We start from the raw sequence: 23264 nt of genomic DNA, 5'->3' as shown, positions 1-23264 counted from the left end.
CGATTCAAGACGAGTATTAAATGAAGCAGCTGCGTGGCGGCTGTCACGTTAGTCTTGAATCGCATTGGACCGTCGCTACGGCAGGTTGACGGCTGGGATATGGACGGTAACGGCCCCGATAAGCCCCTGCCCCTTCAGACAACAGCCAACCGAATTGCCTAATAAATCCAAAAAGCGGTAACCACGCAGGTTATCGAGCCGAACCCAGTGCTCAGCCGTAATGGCCAAAAGTTTTATAAACAGGTTGCTCCAATCTTACAAGCCGCTTTGCCATCCGGCAGGGCGGCTTGCTAGTTATACATAATAGTCAATAAGATAACCTATGGAAACACACCAATACCTTACTGATCGGGCTCAGTTGGGACATCAAGGCCATCCGCTGGCCAACCAAAACCAGTACGGCAAATTGGCCGTCATGGCTGTCTTATCGTTCATCTCGATGTACGTTCTGATGTACTCGATGGTCGACCGTTTTGACAATGTTATTTCTAACGTCAATCAGTTTTATATGGCCGGCCTGATGACAATGCCGATGCTCATCATCGAGGTGATGCTGATGTCGTCCATGTACACAAATAAACAGCGAAATGCTCTGATTATCACGGTTAGCACCCTTGGACTGGGGGGCTTTTTCTGGCTCATTCGTCTTCAAATAGCTGTGGGCGATAAGGAGTTTACCAAGTCGATGATTCCGCACCATGCCGCAGCGATTCTGATGGCTAAAAAGGCTAAACTGAGCGATCCTGAGTTACAAAAATTACAACAGGACATTATATCAGCGCAGGAGAAAGAGATTAGGCAGATGAAGAATAAACTAGCTGAACTGAATAAGTAATGAAACACTATTTTTTCGCACTCTTGGGTGTAACAATGCTGTTCACATACAGCTATGGACAGCATCAGCAACACACGATACCCGATGCCAACTCGTCGACTCAGCAATCTTATAATCCTGATAAGTCGAATTTCTCCACCGTCAAAACAAGTTTACCCGTATCGCGGCCCCAGGCGCTGGCTAATGTGAAGCCAACGGGAAAACGGGTAACGTATGATTTGGTCATTGATGAACAGACGGTCAACCTGACAGGTAAGTCTATAAAAGGGATGACCATAAACGGTGGGATTCCCGGTCCCACCATGCGATTTACGGAAGGGGATATTGCCATCATCCGGGTACAAAACAAACTAAAAACGGAAACTTCGCTGCACTGGCATGGCATCCTGCTCCCCAATAAACAGGACGGCGTATCCTATCTAAACACGCCCCCAATTCAGGCGGGCGACACCTATACGTTTGAATATCCGCTGGTGCAATCGGGTACGTACTGGTTTCACTCTCACACTCGCTATCAGGAGCAGGTTGGCGTATATGGGTCGATCGTAATCCAGCCCCAGCGTCCGGTCTACAAAGTCGACCACGATCTGGTGCTGCTGCTGTCGGACTGGACTACCGAGAATCCGGCTTACATTCTTAAAAATCTGAAACGGCGCAACGAATGGTACTCGATCCGAAGAGGAAACGTTCAGTCGCTAAATCGAATCATTCAGCATAAGGCAGTGGGCGCGTACCTACGGCAGTCGATGATGAAAATGGCCCCGATGGACATTTCGGATGTATATTATGAACGCTTTTTAATCAACGGCAGAGACACTGTCCGCTACCCGGAAATTAAGGCTGGCCAAACGGTACGGTTGCGGGTCATCAACGCCAGCGCATCCACCTACTTCCACGTAAACTACGCAGGTGGACCGATGAAGCTGATTGCTGCCGACGGGTTGGACGTTCAGCCAGTGGACGTTGACCGTCGGCTGATTGCCATTGCCGAAACGTATGACTTCCTGATTACTGTGCCTAAAGGCGGAGCTTTCGAGGTTCGTGCGTCCGCACAGGATGGTTCGGGTTATGCAACTGCCCTGTTGGGAACTGGCCCGGCGAAGTACGCGCCGACCATTCCCCGCCCCGATCTCTATAAGCTTACCGCAAACATGAGCCGGATGGGCGGCATGGGTATGGGCACAATGAACATGGGCCACACCGACACGACGGCCCAGGCTAACATGAGCATGAACGGCCCCATGATACACGATATGCCCGGGATGAATCAGAATGCCAACCAGCAGGCTGTAAATCTGACAAAACAGGCCTCGAAAAAAAAGGACATGGGTGGGATGGACCATAGTCAGATGCAGATGGGGCAGTCCAGTCCAACCCAAGCCACACCTACCAAGCCGAAAAAGCAGGACGGCATGGCCGAAACGTCGGACCGCGGAATGGATCACAGCCAGATGGATATGGGTAGAAAGCCGACAGATGGGAAGCCCGCTCCGGCAAAAAAAGCTGCTAGACCCACAAAACCGGCTGGATCGATGGATGGTATGAACCATAGCGGTATGAACATGGGTGGCATGAACACAACCAAAGATGGTAAGATGGCTATGACGGGCATGGATCACGGGCAAATGGATCACTCATCCATGCCCGGTATGGATCACAGTAAAATGGCCATGAAAATGGATTCGATGCCCAACAAGAAAACAGACAGCAATAAGCCGGATGATATGGCGGGAATGGATCACACCAACATGAACATGGATGCCAAGTCTGGCGATATGGCTGGGATGAAGGGAATGAGCATGATGGACGAGTTAAATACCATTGACTACGGCATCCTCAAATCACCCGAACCAATTGTCTTTCCCGCTAATCACCCCATCCGCGAGATACCGCTGACCCTGACCGGCAATATGTTCCGCTATATCTGGGGATTTAATGGGCAACCACTTTCGCGCGCCGACATGATTCAAATTCGCCGGGGCGAAATTGTGCGGATGCAGTTGATGAACAACACGATGATGATGCACCCCATTCACCTGCACGGCCATTATTTCCGGGTACTAAATGGACAAGGGCAATATTCTCCCCTGAAGCATACCATAAACGTATCGCCCATGCAAAGCGTTACCATCGAGTTTATGGCCGACGACGACAAAGACTGGTTTTTTCACTGCCATCTGTTGTACCATATGCTGAGTGGCATGGCCCGCGTGGTGAGTTACGGCGATAAGCCCGATTCATCCATTGCCAGCATTCAAAAATTGCACCTGCGCGACATGCGCGACAACCAGCCGTTCACATGGGGTTATCTGCAACTAGGCTACCCACTCAATTACTTTGCCCTAAACGTATCCAATAACAAAAATGCGATTGTTGCGGGGGGCGATCACAACTGGCGCACCAACCAGTTCGAGTTCGATCTGGACTACGAACGATATTTTGGCGACTGGTTTCGGGTCTTTGCCGGCATTGATGGCGGGAATGAGGAGTTTCTACGCCGGGTACGTCCTGAAGATGGCGTACTACCTGCCGAAGGTCGTCGAATTATCCGTCCTGTAGCTGGTATTCGGTACATGTTGCCGTTTCTGATCCAATCAGAAGTTAAACTAGATACACGGGGCAACGTCCGGTTTCAACTCAGTGGCCAGCAGATGCTGTTTCCCAGGCTTGATTTTCAGTATCAGACGCAATGGCTAGTTGGTGGCTACCTGCGGGCGCACGTGGAACTGCAATACACCGTTACTAAAAATCTGTTTCTTCATACAGATTACGACACCCGATATAAGACGTTCGCCGGTGGCTTAGGCTACAACTTTTGACGCGTTTAGAGGTGATTTCACCCGCAAAAAAAGACCGCTATCTCTGAGATAGCGGTCTTTTTTTGCGGGTGTATAAGGGTTAGCTTTTCAGGTTGCTCTCCAGCCTTTTCAGTTCAGCCATTTCTTTAGTCTGCATCCCGATAACGTTGTTGGCTATCGACTTCATTTTTTCCGTTTTCCCTTCTTTCAGGAAAGCACGGGCCATGTCTACGCCCTGCTGATGATGCTGCGCCATCATACTGGCAAAATCATGATCTACATTGCCGTTCATCGAATGGCTGCCACCGTGCATAATTTCCATGCCCTTTTGCCCCAGTTTTGACGAGGCCGACTGCGGCTTGTGGCTGCTCATGAACTGGTCGAGTTCCTTGATCTCTTTCTGGTTGCTGGCTTTAATTTTACCAGCCAGTGCCTTTACCTGCGCGTTCCTGCCCTGCTTGATCTCCATATCCGCCATTTCTACCGCCGACCGATGGTGCTCTTTCAGCATCATGGCAAAATCGTGGTCGGGATCACCGGTCATTTTCATGCTCATCATCTTGTTCATGCCCGACTGCATAGATTTCATCATGGCATTACTGGTGTTTTGGGCCAATATGGGTTTGGCGAGCAGTAACATTGCACTTAGCCCAGCTACTACAAAAAGGGGTGCTTTCATTGAATTTGTCTGGTTAGAGATACACGATTGTTTCGCGGTGGACCGATCAGTTAGTATGGCTTGTTTGTTATAAGCCAGTCTTGAAACTGACTAATTTCGGTTTTTTGCTCGTCGATAATCTTTTGAGCCATCTGTCGCATGGTGTTGACTGTGCCGTATTTCAATTCATTCTGTGCCATATCGAGAGCACTTTGGTGGTGATCAATCATCAGCGCGGCAAAGTCTACATCGGACCGGCCTGTCAGAATACGGGTATCCTGTGCTTTCATCATTTTATCCATATCCTGCATCGCCATCATGTCGAAGGCCTGGCCGGCCGATGATGCCGTCGGCGTGTGGCTACTTATGAATTGGGCAAATTGAGCCTTCTCCGTAGTCTGGGAGGTAATGATATTTTGCGCCATCGTTTTCATGGTCTGATCGTTACCTGCCTTCAATTCCTGATTAGCCATATCAATGGCTCCCTGGTGGTGCATCTGCATCATCATCGCAAAGTCATGATCAGCATCTCCCGTCATTTTCATGGCGTTCATCTGTGTCATGTTGGCGTGCATAATTTGCTGATACACATTATCATCATGTGCCTGCGGAGTAATACCGTCATTGTTTTTGGTACAGGCAGTCATAGTCCCCGCCATCAGAAGAGCGAAGCCCACCTTCATTAATGCGTTACTTTTCATTTCGTTGAGTAATAGAATTGTGTCCTTCTATAACGGTGGCTGCTAAGCAGAGTTTTTACAAGATTACCCGCGTAGACTTATAGAATTCGCAGGTCATTATCATGTGACGACGATTGGATCGGTAGTAGTTTCTTGCTTATCTCCTTTAAATAGATCAATTTAATTGCCCTGTCAATTGCTTCATTTCGTACTATGTCCACTGACTCCTTCACCCACCTGATTAACGATTACAAACAAAACCCAAATCTGCTCTATCAAAGCTGGTTTTTACACAATGAGGACAGGCTGAAAGCCTTCCGATCCATTAGACGTGGCGTAATTCAGGTTGTCAGCGATATAAAAGACGGTTCCTTTCCCAACGATTTTAAAGGGAGTTCACTCGAATTTGTCTTATCCTGCATTACCGAGCAGAAACAAGTTTTCGAGGGTGCATCTCACCCATTTTACTGGAAACCCAAGTTGCGCATTCCAGACATTTACGAGAACCAGGACCATAAGCGTTATTTTGGGCAGTTCCTGGAATGTTGCCTGAAAGCCACGAAGCCCGAAACGATCATTAGCGAGATCAACAAACTCGACGCACACAAAATTAAGGGGCTGGGACCCGCCGTGGCCAGCATCGTGTACTTCCTGCATCCCACCTGGATACCTCCGTTCAATACGGCCATTATCAACGGTTATAATCGCCTGTACAACGAACGGCGAAAACTTGGCTCCTGGTCAGAGTATCTGGCGATCCGGGAAAAAATGTTACTAGCCAATAGCGAATATCGCTCCTTTCTATCCAACGATCTTGGCGCATTGGCGGGCCTTCTTTTTGAAGTAGGTTCTGGAAATTTGTTGACGCCCGGGCTTGCTGAACAACCAGCTGTTGATCGGGATAAACTTCAGAAACAGATCGAAAAACGGCACAAAGGTGTAGTCAACGAGCAGCAGGAAGAGCACACACACAGTGAGATGCAATATCACCTGCTGACCATTGGCCGGGCTTTAGGATATGATGTGGCTGCGGCCCGAAATGATATGTCCCGGCATTACAACGGTCATGCTTTTTCGTTCCTGAGTCTACCGAATTTACCTGCCCTACCCGTCTCTCCGGAAACAAGTCAAACGATTGGCCTGATTGATATTGTCTGGCTGGAAAAAGGTACTGGTCGCATTATCTGCGCGTTTGAGGTTGAAAAAAGTACGTCTATATACTCCGGTATTCTACGATTGACGGATTTAGTCTGCTCGTTACCCGACCACGCTACCTCGTTGTATTTAGTAGTCCCTGACAGCCGCCGGAAAGAAGTCGAATTGCAACTCACCCGTCCGTCAATCATGCAGACGAACACACCGATTCGCTATATGCTCATGTCAGAGCTTCGGGCCCATTGTGAGGCTCTATGTAAATTTGGGGATAGCCACCGGGTGCTGGAAAAGATCGCCTACTCAGTATAATTGTAAATCACCGGGACTTCAACGCTGGTTTTAGCTGAGTTTATTACTTCTTAATCTCAATCAGCAATATACGGTTTCAGGAAGAGTTGGGTAGTTTTGCCGTTTCGTATAAAATCCGTCATTTGAATCGCAATAAGTTTACAACAATTTGATTATCAACTGAATTGATCCAGAAAGTCGGGTTTGCAAGATAAAAACAAGAATGGTTGGTAGACCTGTTTTCTGACCCTATTTCTTAAGTTATTTTGAGTATTTGAATCGATAATTATCTGTAGTTCGGAAAGTATTGACTTTGTGGGCCTTAGCTTTTTGAGGTCGATGAGTCATCAAATCAGTTAAGTGACGGATTTTGTACGAAACAGCAAATGCACCCAATATCACCCTGTCGATGTGGTGAAAGCGATTGTTCTCATTCTTGGCGCGGGTGGACTTGCTACAATGTGGGAAGCGGTCTTTGCCGATGTGGGCGTAGCGATGCTGGCCATTATAAACGCAGTACGGGTGCAGAATCTGAAGTTTCGTTAATGTACTAATTCTATTTCCCCGTTAGAAAACGATGGCAGAAACTACGAAAGCAATCCTGATTTTTATTCTTGCCGGTCTGTGTGAAATTGGTGGGGGCTATTTGGTATGGATTTGGTTGAAAGCGGATAAATCAATCTGCTATGGTATGCTCGGGGTTTTGCTACTGGCCCTCTATGGTGTTGTGGCCACGTTACAGCCAGCAGGTTTTGGCCGTGTGTATGCTACATACGGCGCTTTTTTATCGTCATGTCATTGACATGGGCGTGGCGGGTAGATGATTTCCGGCCCGACAAATACGATATTATCGGGGCTGTCATCGCCCTTCTTGGTGTCTGTATTATTTATTTCACGCCGCGCCCACACTAGGGCGCGTTGACAATTAGTGTAGCAAGATCATGGCCGACGCTACATAAACAAAGCCAGCAAAACTACTGGCGGTCTTTTCATAACGAGTTGCTACCCGACGATACGCTTTGAGCTTGTTGAAAAACCGCTCCACTTTGTTGCGATCACGGTATAAATTCTTGTCAATAACGCGCTGCTCAAGCCGGTTCAATTTAGCTGGAATAACGACCTCTATCTGGTGTTCGTCAAGCCAATCAATCAACTTATCCGCATCGTATCCCCGGTCAGCTAGCAGTGCAGCTGGCTCATAACCAACCACTAACTCCTTCGCCTGAGTAATATCGGCCCGTTGCCCCACAGTTAAGATGATCCGCAATGGATTACCTAATGCGTCCACAGCCGCGTGAATTTTGGTCGTCCAACCGCCTACTGACTGGCCTAAGCACTCGCTGGCGGGGTCGCTTTTTTTTGACCCGCTGAATGCTGGTGTGCCCGTACTACTGTCGAGTCAATCATAAGCCAATCCAGGTCCGGTTCCTGCAACTCATCGAAGATTCTTTTCCAAATGCCACCGATTGCCCAGCGCCGAAACCGTCGATAAGCGGAGTTCCAGTTTCCAAACCGTTCGGGCAGATCGCGCCAGGGAGCCCCACTTCGTCCAATCCAAAGTACCGCATTGATAAACAGCCGATTGTCGGTTGCTGTCTGTCCTACATGGCCTGCTTGTCCGGGCAGCAAATGCTTAATCTTTTGCCATTGCTGATCGGTAATTTCGTAGCGTCGCATGGCGCAAAGTTGCTTAGTAGTTTCAGATTTACCTAATTGTCAACGCGCCCTAAGCCGCTATAGTAGGTTGTTCTGATAATTGTTAGATCGTGGATACATTCATAACGGTCTTTTCTTCCAAATGGACCGTTTTTCAGTACCAAAATTTTTGGTAATTGTAGCGTTGTATAGTTATGTAACTAAGCATTTATCATTCTCGAGTCAGCAGCACTTGCTGGTTTGTCAGTGCATTTAGAATGGACTTGCAAGCTGGATCAGGATTGCTGTAGAGCAAAAGGCCACTGCAAAATGTTGTCCCGTCGCAGTGGTAGACAGCCACGTTAGGACCGGCGAAGCATCGGCCACATGAACTAATCAGGTACACTGTCTCTCGTTAATAAGTAGCTTGGGTAATCGACAGATCCGGAATTGAATTTGTCACAATCGAGGCCAGCCATGGTAAATCGGTCAGCGGGTTGCTTACACCGCAACCAGTCGGACTTGGCTCGGAACGATGACAGCCCACGATGGATAAAATCAACAAGAATACTGATAGTGGTTTCATTGAGGGCAAATAGCGGTTGAATAAAGGAAGTATACTTCTTTCACGCCAAATACAGCAGTAAGCGTTCTTTGCGCGTCGCGAAACTCACTACTAAACGTTACGCGTTTACCCAAGACATGATAGTCTTCAGGTAAATCACAGACATAAATAGTACCTGACAGTACGTTTGAAACAGTAAATGATGTAGGAGTTAGGTAGTGACCAAATGTCCCTGAAACATCATAGTTACCTTGAGTTTGATCAGTCGGTGGCTGATTGGGAGCACATAAACGGGTGCTGATTCAGATGAAGAGGTTGACAGATGAGTCCCCGCATAGAATCCATACAGAGCTTACTAATAAGGCCGCCGCTCGCTTTCAGTTAAAGCTTACCACTTTTCTTTCCATAGATGACAACATATTTGTTTCCTGTATTTAAGAATTTGCTTAAATAAGCAAATAATCTAACTTTGTTCCGAAATGGAAAATCCGACAAAATGTGTACGCGTCTTTGCCGATAAAGGACAGATTTGCGATTGTGTTGAGAAAATAAAGGATGCTGAACCGGTTTTCGACAGATTGGCTCAAGTGCTGAACTTGGCAGGCAATGCCAACAGGCTGAAGATTATTTACCTGTTGCGGCAAGAAAGCAATTTGTGCGTCTGCGATTTAAGTGATATTCTAAGCATGACCATTCCTGCTGTTTCCCAACATTTACGTAAGCTCAAGGACGCGCAGTTGATCCAGGCCCGCAAAGTAGGCCAGACTGTTTTTTATTCATTACGAACAGAATCAACCGGCATATTACATTCGATGTTGGAACACCTCGAAACTGTGCAAACTGCCCCTTTTCTGGCTGCTTGAATTGGGACCATAATGATCATGAAACTATGAAACTTGCAGGATTGACCGGGCTACTGACCGCTTTTGTTTCTTCTCTCTGCTGCACCGTCCCTTTACTCACATTGCTGGTGGGTGCCACCGGCTCGGCTGGTGGGTGGGCTTGGCTGGAACCTTTGCGGCATTACAGTATTGCGCTGACAGTGGGCGCGTTGGGGTGGGCTTGGTATGAACACTTAAAACCCCGAAAAACGATAGAATGTGATTGCGAAACGAAGAAAACTGCCTTTTGGCAAACGAAGTCAATTTTAGGTGTCGTGACAGCAATGGCATTGTTACTACTGGCTTTCCCTTCCTACTCAAATTGGCTGTACCAGGACAAGAAACAAGCGACCATGCAGCCTGCTCAGATGGGCACGCAGCAAGTAGTTTATGTGACCATTAAAGGAATGTCTTGTGAAAGTTGCGAACATCACATCAAGCAGGAAATTACCAAGATCAAAGGCGTATCGACAGTTAATGTATCGTACCAAAAAGGGGCTGCTACTGTGAAATACGATAGCAAAAAAATCTCTCTCGCCGACATCAAAAAAGCGGTGGACTCCACCGGCTACAAAGTCACCAGTACAAAAATGCTCTAATGAATGACCGTCACACTCGGATCAGTGATTACATGCCCAAATTGTGGTCACCAAGCAGCGGAGACCATGCCGACCGATGCTTGCATTTATTTTTATGAATGCACCTCCTGCCAAACCCTTTTAAAACCGCTGGCGGGAGATTGTTGTGTATTTTGTTCCTATGGGTCGGCGAAGTGCCCACCGATCCAGGAGCAAGGGAGATGTTGCGCTTAAACAACCATACAGATTCTAATTTCATGAACATTATGCCTTCATAATCCGGATAGAAAGATTTTGATGGAGTGAATGATTCATACGTTTAGGCCCCGATAGGGGCTTCTTTGTTCTCCGTATGCTACTGTAATACGTCTACTATGAGGAGAATAAGCCGCTTCATCTCAAGTAGGAGCGGTATCAGACAGTTTCAGATTGAGTACGTCTATGCAGCCGCATCACCTGCGTAGCTTGAAACTGGCACCCGCGCGCCGTACGGAAGCCGGCCAGGTTAAGCTGCTCGGCAATCTGCACGTAGTTCTTTCCCGACGAAAGCATCATGCTGATCATCGCTTTGGCCCGCCGGTTATTTTCATTGTTAGCCGCTCGCTTCCGGTAGGTATGCGCCCCTTTTAGCCGGGCTTCGTTGGTCAGGTTATTTGGACTGCCCAGCTGCGCACCCTGTGCTTTCTTGGCCGCCAGGGCGGCCTTGGTTCGACTACTGATCAACTCCCGCTCGTGCTGGGCCAGCGTGGCGAAAATACCCACCGTCAGGGTATTGGCATCGGGCATATCGACGCACTGGAAGTTAACACCTGAATCGCGCAGAGCGAAGATGAAGCTGGCGTTCCGGCTCAGCCGATCGAGCTTAGCGATCACCAGCACAGCCCCGTCTTTTTTGCTGCGCTCGATGGCCAGTTGCAGTTGCTCCCGCTGGTCGCGCTTGCCCGACTCGACTTCGGTAAATTCTGCCACGATGGGGCCCTTTACGAAGCCGGCCACGGCCATCCGCTGCGCTTCTAGGCCCAGACCCGATTCACCCTGCTTCTTGGTTGACACCCGGTAGTAGGCTACGTAGCGATGTTGCTCACCGGCGGCCGGCACTGTTTTCTTTGCCATGCTTAATTATAGTGAAACCGGCGCACCTCGCTGAGTTGGCTGGTCAGTTGATCGATCACTTCCTGCTGTTGCTGCAACTTGGTCTCGTAGCGGGACAGCAGATTCTGCGAACGCTCGCCATCAAGTCGAGCCGACTCCTCGAACTGATTGAATTCGTTGACCAGCTCCTGGTGGGCCCGTCGGTACCGGCGCGCTTGTTTGCGCTCGGTTTGAAACGCAGCCAGTAACAGGCCAATGGCTCCGGCCGCAATCTTTCCCAGTATCTCTTCCGTCGTCATAGCAAGTTGACATCTTCGTCGACGGCCACAACGCGAAACTGGTACCGGGGATGAAAGCAAGCCAGTGTTGATTGCCGGGTCTGGGCTTCGGCCTGACTCAACCGTTCGTTACTGTCAATCCGGATCGGACCCATTCTGGTCTCGACCGTTTTGACTAACTCCCATTTCGCCAGCAGGACCTGAACCTGATCGTGTATCATGACTGCCCGAATCTATACCGGAAAAATAGGGATTTGGGTTTAGTTTACATAGCATAAACGACCGTTTAAGCTATGTAAACTAAACCCAACCCATAAGACCCGACCCGATCATGACGGGAATAAAATTTAAATGCCCCGCTACCTTTGGCTCGGGCTTGCTTGTTCTCGGACAGGAGCCAATTTGACCGGTGTATACACGACAAGTTTGCTGCCATGGATCCAGAGAATGATACCCTAACACCTAGCTCGGCGGATGACCTCGATGAGCCCTACATCCATGCCGTGTCGACGGAAGAATTTGTGGAGGAGATTGAGCGGGAAAGCCGAAGCGAGAACGAAGACCGACCAGCTTCTCATACAGACCCTGGCGGAGAGTGTTGACCCAAGGCTGGAGTTGAGAAGACGAAGCACAAAAAAGCCCTGTTCAAACAGGGCTCAGTGATGGTACTCAGCATCGGAGGCCTGCCTGGGCTTTCGATCTCCTTCTAACGTTCACATTTTACGACATGATACTAGCCTGGGCGTTTTATGAACGAGCGTTTGTAAGAGGAGATAAATTGTTTAGAATTCGATAGTATATAATAAATTGTTAAAATAATTATATTTACAGTATATATGTTCAACTTAAATCCACATTTTAAATGAAAATTTATTTACCTGCCATAAACGTTTCTATCAAAATTGAAGACCAACTGATAAGCCATCTAATAAAACCTGCATATGAAGAAGAATTTAGTTTCACAGAAGTCACTTCAAAAAATGGTAAAAAGAAAGGATATAGTGGTATTAATAAAAATGGTGAAAAATTGTATGTGCATATAAATGGATCGTTTACAACAGACAACTACGACCAAATTATCAAAGTAAAAAGAGATAAAGATTTAGATATTATTGAATTATTTTCTAGGAATAACTGCCATAATTTAGAATGGCTCAAACATCCTAAGATTCCATCCATAACCCCTGCGAAATATTTTACTCCACAAAAAGCGGATGAAGTACAAAAAAGTTGGTTAAATACATTTGAAGCAATCTTAGAAAGTGATACTATAAAGGGTTTAAGAAAACCTCAAATTGGAGCTATTTATTCAACTTTATCTCACTGGACTATATCAAAAGATCCAGCAACAATTGTTATGCCTACTGGTACTGGTAAGACAGAGACAATGTTATCCTTGTTGACAGCGTTACCGTGTAAAAAGTTACTAATTATTGTTCCTTTTGATGCTCTAAGAGAACAGACTTTTAGTAAATTTTCTTGTTTCGGCATATTACAAAACTTTAATGTAATTAAAAGTGGCGCTGTTTTCCCAATTGTAGCTTTACTGAGGCATAGGCCAAAATCACTTAATGAAGTAGATCAAATATTTGAGAAAGCCAATGTTATAATTTCCACTATGCCTATTATGGCTGAATCTAAGCCTGAAATAATGGCTAGAGTTAATTCATTTTGTGAAGAAATATTTATAGACGAAGCACACCACGTAGCAGCTCCTACTTGGGCGGAAGTTAAGAGTTATTTTCCTAACAAACGGATTTTGCAGTTTACGGCTACACCGTTTAGAAATGATAAAAAGCCTTTGTCAGGAAAGTTAATATATAATTATCCTTTAAGCCAAGCTCAGTCAGAGGGTTATTTTAAAACAATAAATTTCGTACCTATTCAAGAATGGCATCCCGATAGATCAGATGAAGCCATAGCAAAAAAAGCAATTGCTCAGTTAAGAGAAGATATTGCAAACGGCTTTGAACATGTTCTGATGGCTAGAACCATTAAGAAAGAACGAGCAGAACAAGTATTTAATCTCTATAAGAATGAGACAGATTTAAACCCTGTAATTATTTATAGTAAAATAGATAATGAGGCTAGCATTTTGAAAAATATTAAAGCATTAAAGCATAAAATTATCGTATGTGTTAATATGTTAGGCGAAGGGTTCGATTTGCCACAGCTAAAAATAGCAGCTATTCACGATCATCATAGAACATTAGGAATTACCTTACAATTTTCTGGCCGCTTTACCAGAAGCGTAAGAAATTCAGATAAGATTGGAGATGCTCATTTTTTTGCAAATATAGCTGACCCTAAAGTAAGTGAAAATCTTGAAGAGTTATATAACGAGGATTCAAATTGGAACGAGCTTTTAAGAATAAAAAGTGAAGATACTATTTCAGGTGTAGCAAGTCTTGATGAAATGATTAGAGGGTTTAGTAAAAAGCCTCAAAAAGTTTCGGTAACACAAATTTTTCCAAGATGCAGCGCAGTAGTATATAAGATAAAGGAGAATGAAAAAGATGAAGATGATTATGTTGATGAGAATAAAGATGTAGAAGTAAATTGGACACCTACTAACTTTACGAAGTATTTTAGAAATAAAGAGAATATCTATTTTGATGATATTAACATTACTGAAAATGTAGTATATGCAATTGTTCAGAGGCAAGAAAAAATTGTCTGGGGCAATATTAAAGAATTAGAGTCAATAGAATATGATCTCTACATAGCATATTGGAATCCTAAATTAAAACTTCTTTTTATTAATAGTACTAATAATAGCTCTCTCCATGAAGAACTAGCAAAATTATTAATAGGCGATAAAGCTATTCTTATTCGTGGTGAAGATGTATTTCGTTGTTTTCATAATGTAAGACGTGTTGTTCTGTTTAACGTTGGATTATTATACTCAAATAAAGGTCCTAAAAGGTATGTGATGTACACAGGGCCTGATGTAAAAGAGGGTCTAACGCCTGCACATTTGACTTCTCACATTAAATCAAATGTTTTTGGATTAGGGATTGAGCATGGAGATAAGGTAACAATCGGGTGCTCTTATAAGGGCAGGATTTGGTCGAGAATGGCATACACCATAGCTCAATATAAAATATGGTGCGACTATCAAGGTAAAAAACTAACTGATGATTCTATATCTACCGATGATTTTCTAAAGGGAGTTTTACTTCCAGAAGAAATCAAATATAGACCAAACTTTTGCCCAATCACTATTGAATGGCCTGATTTAATTTACTCTGATGTTGAGCATCATTTTGATATAGTTTTCAATGGTGATTCAATTCCGCTTTATGCCGTGGACATAGAATTGATAAATATTTCAGATACTGGACCAATCTTCTTTGAAATTACATCTTCAAGATATAAAGCTTCCTATAAAATTAATGTTAGTGATAAAGGTCTAGAGTTTATATCACTTAATTCAAAAATGTACGCTGAAATTCGATTAGGTAGTAAACGCTTCAGTTTATTAGAGTGGTTTAAAGATAACACACCGATAGTACGATTTGAAGATACTTCGTATTTTGAAGATAATTACTATATTCGGCCTCAAAGTGTAGAAAGATATATATATGATATAGAAGCAATAAATGATTGGATTTGGCCTGCCACTGTTGATATAAAAACTGAATCTCAAGGTTTTGATCCTATTGACTATTCTTCGGTTCAGTTTCACGTGATTGAAACCATAAAAAACACTTATAATTATAAGATAATTTTCAATGACGATGACAAAGGTGAGGCGGCTGATATAGTTGCATTTAGGTTGGACGGAAACTCAGTAATTGTTGAGCTTTATCATTGTAAATACTCCTCAGAATCCTTCGCTGGAATTCGTATTGGTGAATTTTACGAGGTATGTGGTCAAGCACAAAAGTGTATTAGGTATAAACATAATATTCTAAGACTGGTTGAGCACTTAGAATATAGAGAAGCCCAAAGAAAAAGAGAGCATAATCAAACTCGATTTATCATTGGCAATATAAAAGATCTAGTAGAAATCAAAAGGAGAACTTTGAAGGAAAAGAAAGTGAAGTTTAATGTGTTTATTGTTCAACCAGGCTTATCAAAATCTAAACTTTTAAATGACTCTAATAATAAACTTGTTGAGCTTTTTGGTGTTACAGAATTTTATCTTCGGGAAACAGGTGATATACCACTACAAATCATAGCTAATAAATAATATTTACTAACACTGTGGTGAGTACTTATTAGCTGTATTGCCATCCACTGAGACTTTCGCTATGCTATTTTTTAAAAACGAAATGGAAAACTCATATAATAGGGCAAGTTCGATATATGCCAATTTGATGCACGCTCCAGTTCTAATTAAAGACACAGAGCTAGTTTAGATATATGTAATTTGCTTAGGTGAGACAATTGTTTCGCAATAATGTTTGAATCTTTTGACAGCTTATCACCTAGGTGAAATGACCATATGGTTGGCTTTCTTAAAGCCCTTGTTATGTCACATACTCGTTATATAGCTGCCTTCTATCACGGCTTGGTTTGATAACTTGTGCTATTCCCTGCTAGGTGATCAGATTTCGACTAGAGCCTATCCCGCTTGTTTGAACTCAATTGGTGTCATGAAGCCGAGTGCCTAATGAGGCCGTTCTGTGTTATAAACCTTTAGCCAATTTTCAACTACTTCCCGCACCTGATCTAAATTACGAAACAGATAGGCATCTAAGACCGCTCCGGCGGCCCGGTTCCCAGCGTAAACTCCCGTTGAACCGTTCAATAAAAGCGTTCTTGGTAGGCTTACCCGGTTGAATCCAGTGTAAACTGATGCCTCTCGCTTCACACCACTCTGTCAGTGCAGTACTAATAAATTTAGGCGGCCGCCGCGCGGGCCGTTATCACAGTGTAAGCAACTGGGTTTGCCATAGCTTTCAATCAACTGCTCAAGAAAACGAATAACTCGTTTGGCGGCCAGTGAATAATCTATATATACGCCCAATGCCTCTCGCCGGGTGGCCGGTGCCATTATAATCATCCAAGACATTGAGTGTCCGAAATCTCCGGCCATCTCGCAAAGCGTCAGACAGCGCGGCTGCCGCATGAAATCTAATGACCAGACCTGGTTCACTGCGATTGCCTTTGGTAAGGGTTGCCGCACCCGATCAGGTAATAGTTTACGTCTACGCCTGGGCAAATTCAATCCCAATTGGCGATAAATGCGCCAAAGCCGTTTGTGATTGCAGGGATGACCTTGTCGGCGCAAGCGATGACGAATCTTCCGCGCGGCGGCCGCCAAAAGCCCCATCCTGGATGACGACGAGCAACTGTTTGAAGGGCCTGTTCAACTTCAGTATCCGGCTGGCGTTTGGATTGATATGTAAGCATTCGACGACTTAATCCTGCCAAGCGGCAAGCGCGCTGCTGACTGTACGCTTTCGCGTTGACAATCCAATGAGCTAACTGACGACGTTGAGCAGGCCCTACCGCAGCGGCGGACCGCCATTTTTTTTTGAGTGCCTCTTTTACGACTTCGTGATCTAGGCTCAGTTCAGCGTACATCTTCTTCAGCCGTCGGTTTTAGTCTTCGAGATCTTTGAGCCGTTTTAATTCGTAAGCTTCCATTCCGCTATACTTCTGTCGCTCCGGCGCCCCGGTTCCAATTGTAGAAGGTCGCTTCACTAATAACATTCTCCCGAGCAATCTGCACAACGGTCTGACCACTTTGCTGTTGTTTAAGGATAGCCACGATTTGGGCCTCGCTGAATCGACGGTCCGCCGCTGCAGTTTGCTTTCATTTTTCTTCCCTTTACTGAAAAGTTAAGAGGAAGACTCTACTGTTCAACCGATCACTTTTGGGGGGAAGCTTACATTTCAGCTACAGTAACTCTTTTACATCTTTATTATCTCCATATTCTTCGGCAACTGCTCTGACTAAACTATCCGTAGTTATATTACCTCCTCCACCTAACTTTAAAGTTCGAATAGCTTCAACCCACTGCCCCTTACCAGACTGGCCTAGATTGACTAAAGATAAATTTCTACCTGCCGCTATCCAGATTTGATTATCTCGCAATCCTCCTGGATAAAGCTTACACATGACTTCAACTAGCTTTTGCTCTCGGGTGCGTTGGGTAGCGGTATCTGAAAATTCCAGTTGCTCAAGAAGTCCAAACAAGAAGGCGGCAACGGTGGTAGATGCGTATGGTTGGGAGCCTTTACTATCCATTTGACCTTTATCGTCTACAAGATCGGAAATTCCGCGAAGCAGCAGGGTTTTAACCATGGGTCTCATGCGGCAGACTTCTAGAAAGCCGAGACCCTCCATTTCGATGGCGAGGGCATGGCTGGCGTTTTGTTTGAGAAATTGATGAAGGTCTGAGTCAATGGAAGCATCTACCTTTTCACCAGAAGCAATGGTGCCGGTGTAAGTGCTTATGACGGGAGCAAATTCTGGGTTCAGGAGCTTCCCAGTTATTTGTTTCCAGGCTTCGCTTTTTGCATACTGACCGGCCAACCTTTCCAACGAATAAGTGGAAGCCCCAAATTGTGGCCGGGGTTTAAAGATGTTTCCTTCGGCCTTTCCGCGCTCGTAACCGTAAACGTCCCGACCGATGACAATGTCTCCGACTTTTACATCCTTCAATCCACCAGCCACACCTGCAAAAAAGACGTATTCGGGATTAAAGTGGGCGATGGCGCGTTCGGTTTCGATGGCCGCATTCACGTTTGTTTGATCGGTACGGGCAACAATTACTTCAAGGGCTTCACCATTGCAGCGGTAGGAGCCTTTTGTGTAATCCGTGCCGGTTATAGGATGTGCTACCGGCATAAAGGTTTCTAAATGCTGCTCAATAGCGAGACGCTCCACTTCCAGCGCAGTTAGGATAAGTATGATTTTATTCATATTGATTGCACAAGTTGTGATAACGTAAAATCTCCGTAAAATTCTTTATGCATCTCTTTCAGTAATTTTTTTATCGATGGCGAACCACCATTCCGAATATGATTAATAGCGAACGACCAGCTTTGCTTCCCTGAGACACTATGATAATGGAGTTCTTCCAATTTCCCACCTGCGTTCGTCCACAACCCATTTTGAGTCGGTCCCAATGGATATAGCTCTACTGCTCTAGAAAGAAATACCTCCCACCATTCATCATGCGTAATTGCATCAGACTTCAATCCACTAACGGCAAGACTCAGACGTTGCAAAAAACCGAGTAAGTGGCTACTTTGAAATAGAGCGGGGACCAAGTCATTTCTTTTTGATCGTTCATTATACAGCGATTCGACTACAGTTTTCCATTTGTATTTAGAAATAAGCCGACCAAATTCCTCTGCTTCTGCTGGAGAAAAGTGATGATTTTGTATCAACTGCTGTGCGTGATTTTCTCTCATACCGGGCAGTACATCGAATAGCCGTAGTTTCTTGGTGAGCGGAATTGCTGTGCTGCTGATAATAACCTGTTGCATTTTTTGCGATTGCAGTCCCATTTTCAACTCAGATTCGAGCTCGTTATAGCTTAACTTGCTAGTGTCGAGCTCGTCAATTAGCTCGATAAGTGTTGCGGTAATGAACCCGGAACGTGCTTTCTCGGGAAGCTCAGACCAGATGGACGCCCGCTGTGTATAATCTTTTAGGCTGCTATACTTTCCAATGCTTATGGCATATAGCAGAGATTCGTTGAACGCATTTCCAGCCAGAAGGTGATCGAGAATTTTGAACAGGGTTTGTTTTGGGTTGGGAATGCCCGACCAAACTTCACCGCCTTGTTCAATGGCTGCTTTCCAGCACTGCTGCCAACCTTCGCTGATAAGATCGATTCCTTTCAGCAATTTGCTGTTTTCCGCAATTAATTTTCCAGCAATGCGGTGTAAGCGGGCATTGGTGTGACTGGCTGCTACAGGTACAAAAGAGCTTCCGCTCATGCTGTTGGACAAGGCTTCTAAAGCCACGGTATGGCCTTCATCTGTGTCTATACGCAACTGTGCTTCGATTGCCTTCTGAGCAGAATAAAACTGCGCTGCCACTTTCGCATGTAGCACAAGCCAATCCTTTTGTTCGGCCATTTGCAGTATGGATTCGGCTACTGATGTTTCTAGCTTTGGAATTTTTTGAGTCAGCTCGTTTTCAGCATCATCTGGCAACCAGGAAGCATGTTCGGCAATCAACGCAGGTTCATTTTTTATCCATTGCCACAAAATGGGAGCATCGCCCGATTGTCGCTTTTTTAGCCGGTCGCTTGAATAACTCAACACAGTGCTGGCCCACCAGTTTTTCGTTTTATCCTTCAATGCTTGTAAAAGCACAACACCACCTTTGGTCGCTTGGCTACCTTGAAATAGATGGTTGGTAAGCCAGCTACGCACCGCACTTGAAGCGGAAGGTATTGCATCTGGAAATCCTTTCCAGCTCTGGTAAATAAGAGCCGTGAACATATTTACCGGAGCATTGGGAATAGCTTGAAGAATTGCAGTCAACAACCTGTTTTTACCTTTGATGCCAACCTTTTCACTGGGACTAATCTGGGAGATAAAGTGTGCCAATACCAACAACTGGTTTAGCTCCGGATTCTTGTCTATCTGGTGGTAAGTCCTGCCATAATCCTCAAGCTGGTTGAGCTTTCTAATAGATTCCATTTTCGGGGCAAAGTCGTCAACCAAAACTTGAAAAGGTGCGGCTTCCTTTGTATTCCCCATCAGCCAGTGTGCGGCTGCGGATTGCAGGGTTTCATTTTCTCCTAAATCGACAACTCGAAGAGAATGCCGTCCCCATAGGGTTTTAGCGGCTTCGGGAATGTAGAGTATGTTGAGGTATTCATTTTTGGCATAAGAAGGATTAAACGCAGCTCCGATTTTCAGCGTTTGTTTTATCTCTGACGGTAACTGGGGCCAGATACGTACTATCCATTGCCAGTAGCCTTCCTCCCCCACCCAAGCGAATGACTGGTTTTGCAGCAAGGCATTTGTAGCAGCTACTTCCCTTCCGTTAACTTCTCCAGTTGTTGCCACAGCCTCCTGCGAGTGGTACTCCAGTAAGTGCATTTCTGCTTCTTTCTTAATGCTTTGCAGATGATATTGAAATAACTCACCGAGATCATGCACTCGGTGCAAGTCCTTTTTTGGAATGAACAGAGCGTGCGAAAACACCCGCCCGGAACGCAGTCCTGGACTTTTGTCGGGAAATGTTTTAATCAACAGAAAATGATCTTCGACAAAGAAACCTCGTACCACCGGGCCAGACAAAACCCCGCCTTCAGGTCGATCGGCCAGATCGGTATAACCGCTTACCCGTCTAAACAATTCGGTTCTTTTATCGGAAGCGGCTAGTAGATCATGCCCAGAAGTTTTACCCGGCACTTCTCCATATTTGGCTTGGTGAATAACTATCATAGGCTTAGGACTTTCTCAATCAGGCGAGTCAGGTCTTTCTCCCTAGGATTGTCGTCTAAAACCAGATAACCAAAATTTTGAGGCATCTCGTCCAAGTATTTGTCGCGGGCCTCGTCAGTTTGTAATGGAAATTCTTGAGCGGATACTCCAACTACCATGAAGGCACCTGACAGCCAGTTGGCCGCAATGAAATGGGCGAACAGCGGCATCTTTTGCTGCAAGATTTCCTCCGGTTTCAAATTGGTGCTCAGTTCGTCCCAACAGGTTAATGCAATGAGCAATCTGGGGGTATCGATAGGACTTTTCATGCCTGTGCCACGTGCGTGCAGCAGCACTTGCAATAACTCGATGAACCGGGACTGATCAGATGTGCTGGAGGATAGAGCTTTCGTTTCTTTTTGGTCTTTTATAGCGTACCCTTTCTTGCTCAAGTCGAAGCGGTGTTCAATTTCAGACGGACGAATAAAAAGAATCCACCGATCGTTGGTTTTAGCCCGATCAATCCAGGTTTCATCGTATTCCATCAAGGCTACGAGGTCACGTACCTGCTCCCCGCCATAATCTTTGCAATGCAATACGAATTTTTGCCCTTCGTATATAACTGGGATTTTAACCTCCAAGTTATCAGTAGAAGAAGTAGGTTCTGTTTCTAATCCGTCAGCCAAACGATAGAAGGCGCTTTTAATGCCATCGATGTTTTCAGGTGAGAAATCCTGTTGCAACTTTCCTTTTTTACCAATCAGGCGACCATATAGTTGGGCCGCAAAGGTGGTCTTCCCCGAACCCGGCGGTCCAATGATTAATATCTCGTTATTTGTTGCCATAGCTGCCTCGGTATAAAAAGAAAAAGTCATCTGTTTGAATGACTGCGGGGGCAATGTGCAGGGGGCGCGGGTTGGCCAGTTGATCGAGTACTGTTTTAGTCACGCCTACATTGTTGATGTGACAAAGCTGATCGGAGTCTGACTTCGAATAATTACTGATCTCCAGTGATACAGCTCCAGGAAAGTTTTCAGACAAACTCCGTTTGATAACCTCTACAATATTTTCACGCATCTGCTGGGCTAAGTCAGCTTTTGACCATATGATCACCACTGGTCTGCTTCGCAGTCCGCTTTTTACTTGTTCGGCTAACTGAATTATGTCACTCCCCGCCCTACCCCGCTGCCTGATGATAGCCTCACAGTCTACAAATAATAGGAACGCATGGGCGTTTTCATATATCCAGCGAGCATTCTCAGCAGCTGGGTCGTTTACGTTGTCCGCCCATTTGGAAAATACTTCGCCCGATGAGTCAGCAAATAAAATGTCATGTAAAAAACCATCATGGCGCAGCGCGAAGTGATACAAGCTATAAAAATCTTTATCGGAAGGTGTAGCATCGGGGTTTCGCACTGTGCCGTCTTCCTGCACCTGCAACGTTTTGGCCTGCAATTCCCACCCGTCTAGTGTATAACTCCCGGCAAAATCCCAGTTTTCGATGCGCTTGCCGTTGAACAACAGTGAGTATAGCATCGCTAGGTAGGTGGTTTTTCCCGCCCCGGACGATCCTACCAAACCGATAATTTTAGGCGTACCTCGGTGCGTCAGAAGGTCTAGCTGTTCGGGTCGCAACCATTCTCCCGTCCACGGAATTGCCGTAGCCGCTCCCAACTTTTTAGCCGTTTTGGCAGGTGCTTCTACGATTCCTGCATTTGCAAAATACTGACATTGCTCGTGCAGTGGGCCAGCTAGTACAAGACAGAAATCGTTAGGTGCATAGCAACCTTCTTTGTTGCATCTTCGCTTTGCCATGTCCTGCTTTATTTAGTAGTTGCCAGTTTATGCGCTTGCAACCCATGAAACAACCACACCGCCAGACCGGACAAAGTCAACTTGGCTGTTTTGTCGATACCTGTTTCAGTATAAAGTTCGGTGGCTTCGCCCGACTGCACGACATTGGCCCATGCACTAAGCAATGGTTTGCGTGCATTTCCTCCCGCGGCATATTTGCTCAACGCTCGTTGAATGTCATTGTGCAGGTTGCTGCCATCTGTTAACCAATCGGTGAGCAGGCGTTCACTCTCTGCTTTCTCACTGTGCACGTCTTTTAACGTTTCCCGAAGCAGGTAATCCACACTTTCCGGGTAAATAGCCTCCACCTGTTCAGTAAGATCAAGCGCCATGGCAACGGCCGCGTTCAATGGATCTAAGCTTCGGTAGCTGGTATTGAGTGAACGGGAATACAGCGATTGCTTCCACCAAAGGAGCTCACTACGTTTATTGTTGGCAGTGATACTGCTAGCTAATGAAGTATTTAAGTTTTCGAAAAACGGTTGAAGTTGAGCGAAGTAAGTATCAAGATACTTTTGAATGGAGGTAGGTATAGAGGAAAGGGATTTCGATTGTTCGGATAAGGCAGAGTTCACAACTTCAGTAATTCCGATAGCTGATTGTTCTGCCGCATATTTTG

At 45.4% G+C, this 23264-nt stretch carries 19 protein-coding genes and 2 pseudogenes; 9 read left to right on the top strand and 12 right to left on the bottom strand.

Features of this window, described 5'->3' with window-relative positions; genetic code table 11:
- Nucleotides 1-322 precede the first annotated feature (322 nt).
- The gene (locus CLV58_RS17345; RefSeq protein ID WP_106139098.1) at nt 323-835 is read left to right on the top strand and encodes a DUF305 domain-containing protein; all 513 of its coding nucleotides are present in this window, start codon (nt 323-325) and stop codon (nt 833-835) included.
- Entirely contained in the window at nt 835-3654 is a 2820-nt protein-coding gene (locus tag CLV58_RS17340) for a multicopper oxidase domain-containing protein (RefSeq protein ID WP_106139097.1), read from the top strand. The genes CLV58_RS17345 and CLV58_RS17340 overlap by 1 nt, the downstream gene beginning before the upstream one ends.
- A gap of 79 nt (nt 3655-3733) precedes the next feature.
- Here the strand turns inward: CLV58_RS17340 and CLV58_RS17335 are convergent, their stop codons facing one another.
- On the bottom strand, nt 3734-4225 hold the full coding sequence (locus CLV58_RS17335) for a DUF305 domain-containing protein (RefSeq protein WP_245882366.1): 492 nt from the start codon (nt 4223-4225) through the stop codon (nt 3734-3736).
- A gap of 137 nt (nt 4226-4362) precedes the next feature.
- Nucleotides 4363-4992 (bottom strand): DUF305 domain-containing protein, encoded by a 630-nt coding sequence (locus CLV58_RS17330; RefSeq protein WP_106139095.1) that lies wholly within the window; start codon nt 4990-4992, stop codon nt 4363-4365.
- Nucleotides 4993-5184: 192 nt separating this feature from the next.
- Here CLV58_RS17330 and CLV58_RS17325 point away from each other — a divergent pair, with 192 nt between their 5' ends.
- The 3 genes and pseudogenes from CLV58_RS17325 (at nt 5185) to CLV58_RS17320 (ending at nt 7326) form a co-directional block, all read left to right on the top strand.
- A complete protein-coding gene (locus CLV58_RS17325) occupies nt 5185-6435 on the top strand; it encodes a hypothetical protein (protein WP_106139094.1) in 1251 nt (416 codons plus the stop codon).
- 393 nt (nt 6436-6828) lie between these two features.
- Entirely contained in the window at nt 6829-6960 is a 132-nt protein-coding gene (locus tag CLV58_RS29000) for a hypothetical protein (RefSeq protein ID WP_281257927.1), read from the top strand.
- Between the two features lie 31 nt (nt 6961-6991).
- Nucleotides 6992-7326, top strand: a pseudogene (locus CLV58_RS17320) (YnfA family protein).
- A gap of 13 nt (nt 7327-7339) precedes the next feature.
- On the opposite strand, the gene CLV58_RS17315 reads toward CLV58_RS17320, so the two are convergent.
- Nucleotides 7340-8091, bottom strand: a protein-coding gene (locus tag CLV58_RS17315) for an IS5 family transposase (protein ID WP_106139093.1) whose coding sequence is annotated in 2 segments (ribosomal slippage) — nt 7340-7776 and nt 7776-8091 — 753 coding nt in all. Because the reading frame shifts where the segments join, the coding sequence is not laid out codon by codon here.
- Between the two features lie 1002 nt (nt 8092-9093).
- Here CLV58_RS17315 and CLV58_RS17310 point away from each other — a divergent pair.
- From CLV58_RS17310 to CLV58_RS28780, 3 genes are read left to right on the top strand one after another with little or no spacing between them, the layout of a single operon-like run.
- Entirely contained in the window at nt 9094-9477 is a 384-nt protein-coding gene (locus CLV58_RS17310; RefSeq protein ID WP_106139092.1) for an ArsR/SmtB family transcription factor, read from the top strand.
- A gap of 26 nt (nt 9478-9503) precedes the next feature.
- The gene (gene merTP / locus CLV58_RS17305) at nt 9504-10094 is read left to right on the top strand and encodes a mercuric transport protein MerTP (protein ID WP_106139214.1); all 591 of its coding nucleotides are present in this window, start codon (nt 9504-9506) and stop codon (nt 10092-10094) included.
- Between the two features lie 3 nt (nt 10095-10097).
- Nucleotides 10098-10307, top strand: a complete 210-nt coding sequence (locus CLV58_RS28780; protein ID WP_106139091.1) for a GDCCVxC domain-containing (seleno)protein — start codon at nt 10098-10100, stop codon at nt 10305-10307.
- Nucleotides 10308-10487: 180 nt separating this feature from the next.
- Here CLV58_RS28780 and CLV58_RS17295 read toward each other — a convergent pair whose 3' ends face one another.
- Genes CLV58_RS17295 through CLV58_RS17285 form a run of 3 tightly spaced genes read right to left on the bottom strand, consistent with a single transcriptional unit; the run spans nt 10488 to nt 11664 of the window.
- Nucleotides 10488-11186, bottom strand: coding sequence for a recombinase family protein (locus CLV58_RS17295; protein WP_106139090.1), 699 nt, complete (start codon nt 11184-11186; stop codon nt 10488-10490).
- Nucleotides 11187-11188: 2 nt separating this feature from the next.
- Nucleotides 11189-11464: a hypothetical protein gene (locus CLV58_RS17290; protein WP_106139089.1), complete on the bottom strand. Its 276-nt coding sequence runs from the start codon at nt 11462-11464 to the stop codon at nt 11189-11191.
- Nucleotides 11461-11664, bottom strand: coding sequence for a hypothetical protein (locus tag CLV58_RS17285; protein WP_106139088.1), 204 nt, complete (start codon nt 11662-11664; stop codon nt 11461-11463). The genes CLV58_RS17290 and CLV58_RS17285 overlap by 4 nt, the downstream gene beginning before the upstream one ends.
- A 641-nt stretch (nt 11665-12305) precedes the next feature.
- Between CLV58_RS17285 and CLV58_RS17280 the strand changes: the two genes are divergently transcribed.
- The gene (locus tag CLV58_RS17280; RefSeq protein ID WP_106139087.1) at nt 12306-15638 is read left to right on the top strand and encodes a DEAD/DEAH box helicase; all 3333 of its coding nucleotides are present in this window, start codon (nt 12306-12308) and stop codon (nt 15636-15638) included.
- Nucleotides 15639-16061: 423 nt separating this feature from the next.
- Here CLV58_RS17280 and CLV58_RS28775 read toward each other — a convergent pair.
- From CLV58_RS28775 to CLV58_RS28415, 6 genes and pseudogenes are all read right to left on the bottom strand, one after another.
- Nucleotides 16062-17186: pseudogene (locus CLV58_RS28775) on the bottom strand (IS3 family transposase); the annotation flags it as partial.
- Between the two features lie 108 nt (nt 17187-17294).
- Nucleotides 17295-18323, bottom strand: a complete 1029-nt coding sequence (locus CLV58_RS17255) for a phosphorylase family protein (protein ID WP_106139083.1) — start codon at nt 18321-18323, stop codon at nt 17295-17297.
- Nucleotides 18320-20812: a GAP1-N1 domain-containing protein gene (locus CLV58_RS17250; RefSeq protein WP_106139082.1), complete on the bottom strand. Its 2493-nt coding sequence runs from the start codon at nt 20810-20812 to the stop codon at nt 18320-18322. Before CLV58_RS17250 ends, CLV58_RS17255 begins: the two co-directional genes overlap by 4 nt.
- On the bottom strand, nt 20809-21636 hold the full coding sequence (locus CLV58_RS17245) for a TRAFAC clade GTPase domain-containing protein (RefSeq protein WP_106139081.1): 828 nt from the start codon (nt 21634-21636) through the stop codon (nt 20809-20811). The genes CLV58_RS17250 and CLV58_RS17245 overlap by 4 nt, the downstream gene beginning before the upstream one ends.
- Complete coding sequence (locus CLV58_RS17240) at nt 21623-22606, bottom strand: TRAFAC clade GTPase domain-containing protein (RefSeq protein ID WP_106139080.1); 984 nt, start codon at nt 22604-22606, stop codon at nt 21623-21625. Before CLV58_RS17240 ends, CLV58_RS17245 begins: the two co-directional genes overlap by 14 nt.
- 8 nt (nt 22607-22614) lie before the next feature.
- Nucleotides 22615-23264, bottom strand: a 650-nt coding sequence (locus CLV58_RS28415; RefSeq protein ID WP_211300875.1) for a GTPase-associated system all-helical protein GASH, incomplete at its 5' end; no start/stop codon positions are given.

Source organism: Spirosoma oryzae (genome assembly GCF_003002825.1).
Taxonomy (GTDB): domain Bacteria; phylum Bacteroidota; class Bacteroidia; order Cytophagales; family Spirosomataceae; genus Spirosoma; species Spirosoma oryzae.
The sequence above is the reverse complement of the archived record's forward strand: the minus strand, read 5'-3'. Positions and strand labels throughout refer to the sequence as shown.